This is a genomic window from Kribbella sp. (assembly GCF_035655035.1).
Lineage (GTDB): Bacteria > Actinomycetota > Actinomycetes > Propionibacteriales > Kribbellaceae > Kribbella.
This window is the reverse complement of sequence record NZ_DASRVN010000762.1, coordinates 1-3,736: the sequence shown is the minus strand read 5'-3', so window position 1 is coordinate 3,736 and position 3,736 is coordinate 1. Positions and strand designations below refer to the sequence as shown.

The 3,736-nt window shown below is 66.1% G+C and carries 4 protein-coding genes; 3 read left to right on the top strand and 1 reads right to left on the bottom strand.

The genetic code is table 11. The features are described from left to right. The 3 genes from VFF46_RS38705 to VFF46_RS38695 all read left to right on the top strand — a co-directional run. A partial coding sequence (locus VFF46_RS38705) for an extracellular solute-binding protein (RefSeq protein WP_325042257.1) occupies positions 1–571 on the top strand: 571 nt, incomplete at its 5' end. Next, positions 568–1,527, top strand: a complete 960-nt coding sequence (locus VFF46_RS38700; protein ID WP_325042256.1) for a sugar ABC transporter permease — start codon at positions 568–570, stop codon at positions 1,525–1,527. The genes VFF46_RS38705 and VFF46_RS38700, both read left to right, overlap by 4 nt. Then, a complete protein-coding gene (locus VFF46_RS38695; protein ID WP_325042255.1) occupies positions 1,527–2,411 on the top strand; it encodes a carbohydrate ABC transporter permease in 885 nt (294 codons plus the stop codon). Before VFF46_RS38700 ends, VFF46_RS38695 begins: the two co-directional genes overlap by 1 nt. A gap of 115 nt (positions 2,412–2,526) precedes the next feature. Here VFF46_RS38695 and VFF46_RS38690 read toward each other — a convergent pair whose 3' ends face one another. Continuing rightward, entirely contained in the window at positions 2,527–3,330 is an 804-nt protein-coding gene (locus VFF46_RS38690) for an aminoglycoside phosphotransferase family protein (RefSeq protein ID WP_325042254.1), read from the bottom strand. Positions 3,331–3,736: the final 406 nt, after the last annotated feature.

The following is a 3,736-nucleotide window of genomic DNA, read 5'->3' as shown; positions in this document are numbered from 1 at the left end:
GCTGCACGAGCTGTACGCGAGCAAGAGCATCCTGCTCGGCGCGCCGACCGACTGGACCGACCCGGGCGCGATCAACCAGGGCCTGTGCGCGATGCAGTGGATCGGCATGTGGGCGGTGCCGGGCATGCAGAAGGCGCTCGGCGACGACCTCGGCGTGATCCCGTTCCCGGCCCTCGACGCATCGAACAAGCCGGCCGTGTACTCCGGCGGCTGGACCCAGTTCGTCTCCGCGAAGAGCGCGAACGTGGACGCGGCGAAGAAGTTCGTGAAGTGGCTGTGGATCGACCAGACCGCCGACCAGGAGGACTGGTCGCTGAGCTACGGCTTCCACATCCCGCCCCGGAAGAGCGTCGCGGCCAAGGCGGCGAAGCTGCAGAGCGGTGTCGCGGCGGACACCGTGAAGCTGACCCAGCAGTACGGCCACACCGACGACCCGGCCTGGACCCCGAAGATGAACACGGGCTTCAACGACATGCTGACCAACATCATCAAGAAGGGAGCCGACCCAGCCGCCGAGATCGCGAAGGCGGAGAAGACCGTCAACGACGAACTGAAGCGGTTGTTCGGATGAGCTCTACGGTCGAGGCACGCACGGACTCCGCCGCTTCCGGTGAGCGGCGGGGCGCACGGCGCCGGCAGAAGGGGATCAAGGGGAACGCCCTGTGGTTCTGGGTGTTCGTCGGGCCGTTCGTGCTCGGGTTGCTGATCTTCTCGTACCTGCCGATCATCTGGAGCCTGGTCCTCAGCTTCTTCGAGGCCTACAACACCGCGACGCCGTCGAAGTTCGTCGGGCTGCAGAACTACATCGACATGCTCACCGACCAGAACTTCCTGTCCAGCCTGGGCACGTTCACGATCTTCGCGGTGTTCATCGTGCCGCTGACGTTCGTGCTCTCGCTGGCGCTGGCGCTGCTGGTCAACCAGGTGAAGATCGCGCGGGCGTTCTTCCGGTCGGTGTTCTTCCTGCCGACCGCTTGCTCGTACGTCGTCGCGTCGCTGATCTGGAGGCTGTCGATCTTCAACGGCGTCCGGTTCGGCCTCGCGAACACGGTCCTCGGCTGGTTCGGGATCGACAACATCGCCTGGCTCTCGACGGTCTCGCCGCCGTGGTACTGGCTGCCGCTGGTGACGGTCCGGTTGTGGCTGCAGCTCGGGTTCTACATGATCCTGTTCATCGCCGGGCTGCAGCGGATCTCGCCGACGCTCTACGAGGCGGCGTACGTCGACGGGGCGAAGCCCGGGTGGCAGATCTTCCGGTACATCACGCTGCCGCAGCTGCGGGCGACCTCGGTCGCGGTCCTGATCCTGAACCTGATCGCGGCGTACCAGGCGTTCGACGAGTTCTACAACCTGATCGGCAACGTCAACTACGCGCGGCCGCCGCTGGTGTACCTGTACGGCATCTCGCTCGGCTCGATCCAGGACCTCGGGCACGGCTCCGCCGGCGCGCTGATCCTGGCCGTCATCATCATGCTCGTGACCCTGCTGCAGAGCCGGATCTTCGGCTTCGGAAAGGCGGGCGACTGATGGCCGACGCCGAACGTACGACCGGAACGCCGACGCCGATCGGCTTCACGCGGACCCCGCTCGGCCGGGTCGGAGCGGTGCTGCGCTGGATCGCGCTGCTGATCGCGGTGGTGCTGTTCCTGCTGCCGTTCTACCTGATCCTGCGCAACGCCCTGTCCACCGAGTCCGACATCACCGCGCCGACGTGGACGCTGTTCCCCTCACACCTGCAGTGGGGGAACATCAGCGAGCTGTTCAACGACACCACGGTCCCGATGGCGCGGGCGCTCTACAACTCCGCGGTCGTCGGCATCCTCGGTACGGCGGGACAGTTGCTGCTGGCATCGATGGCGGGGTACGGCCTGGCCCGGATCCCGTACAAACACGCGGACAAGATCTTCTACGCGATCGTGGCGACCCTGATGATCCCCGGCGCGGTGACGTTCATCCCGTCGTTCATCGTGGTGTCGTCGCTCGGCTGGGTGTCCTCGCTGCGCGGCCTGATCATCCCGACATTGTTCAGCGGGTTCGCGGCGTTCCTGTTCCGGCAGTACTTCCTCGGCTTCCCGAAGGAGCTCGAGGAGGCCGCGCGGGTCGACGGGGCCGGGTACTTCGGGGTGTTCTGGCGGATCGTCGTACCGAACTCCCTGCCGTTCTTCGCGGCCCTGGCGGCCATCACCTTCATCGGCAACTGGAACAGCTTCCTGTGGCCCCTGGTGATCGGCCAGGACTCGTCGTCCTGGACCATCCAGGTCGCGATGTCGACCTTCATCACCGCGCAGACGATCAACATCCACGAACTCTTCATGGCGGTGGCGGTCTCGATCCTCCCACTGGTCCTGATCTTCGCCTTCCTCCAGCGCTACCTGATCCAAGGCGTAACCCAATCCGGCATCAAAGACTGACCGCTTGGTTGTGGGGAGCCCGCTCCCCACAACCAACTCCTGCTGTCCAACCGAGCCGAGGAACGGACACCGCTGCGCGGCGTACCGGAACGAAAGGGTGGCGGGGAGCCTGCAGTTATCCGAGGCGGTGTAGCGCTGTTTCGACGGCGGTCTCGACGCGGGCGGTCATGCCGGGTACGTCGACCGGGCGGCGGCCGGCGACCTGGCCGCGGATCCACTTCGAGCCGGTGTCGTCGTAGTGCAGCAGGGTATACAGGTCCCACCACGGATCGAGCGTTACCCCGGCGATCGACTCGTACAGCGACCGGAGCTGCTCCGCCCAGCCGGGCGAGTACAGGGCCGCCAGGTATCGCCGACAGTGCCCGACGTCGATCGCGCGCGACCCGCGATGGATGGAGTTCCAGTCGGTCAGTCCGGTGATCCTTCCACGGGACCACAGCATGTTGACCGGCAGGAAATCGCAGTGCAGAAAGACGGCTGGGTCCGCTGGGGGCGACGTAGCCATGACACCGAACGCCACCTTCCACACAGCCGGCTTCCGTGCGTCAGCCGGCACCCGAAGCTCGCCTGGAGGAGCGATCCACGAATCGGTCCAAGGCCTGAACGTCTTCGCGGGGAGATCGAGGGAATGCATCAGTACAGCAAGCTCCGCCATCCTCGTCAGCCACGACCGAGGTTCCTCCGGGTTGAGCTCGACATGCCCCGGCAATCGCGTCATCAGCAACGACGGCGCGCCGCCGGTCGACGTACCGGCAACATCAGTAGCCAGGATGCCCGGAACCGGGAGCCCGCTTCCCGCCACCACCTTGAGGCTGGCGATCTCCTGCTCCAGAGGCTCGTGCAGGTCGAGCCCACCCGGGTACTGCCGCAGTACGACGAACGTTCGCACCCCACGTCGCTCGACCGTCAGCCGATTCACAGCGGAGCAGACACCACCGGTCATCCGGCGATACCCCACGACGCGACTACCCCGCCCCATCGACGCCGCAACCCACGCAAGAGTCTCCACGGACGGCCGCCGCTCCCTGAACCCGCCATCCCTCCAGTCACCGTCCGCCATGACTTCGAGACTATTCGCGAGGAGCCTGCACCGATAAGGGTTTTCCATCCCAGCGACGACCTCGTTGCGGCCGCGGATGCCCGTCACCATTTGGAACGTCCGCGCTGCAGCAGCTGGCTGAGGTGACCCGCCTGATCACCCGGAGGGATGACGGCATGCCTGCTCCGGGGGACAGCTGCTCCGGCACGCGTGCTGTTGCCGGTGGACGGGGCATGGAACTGGTGCGGATGCGCGGCACCTGCCGGTGGGACGCGCTCGCGACGTA

What these genes read in the sequence shown, in the direction of transcription:
- VFF46_RS38695 (WP_325042255.1), top strand. Translation starts at nt 1,527, where the DNA reads ATGGCCGACGCCGAACGTACGACCGGAACGCCGACGCCGATCGGCTTC.
- VFF46_RS38700 (WP_325042256.1), top strand. Translation starts at nt 568, where the DNA reads ATGAGCTCTACGGTCGAGGCACGCACGGACTCCGCCGCTTCCGGTGAG.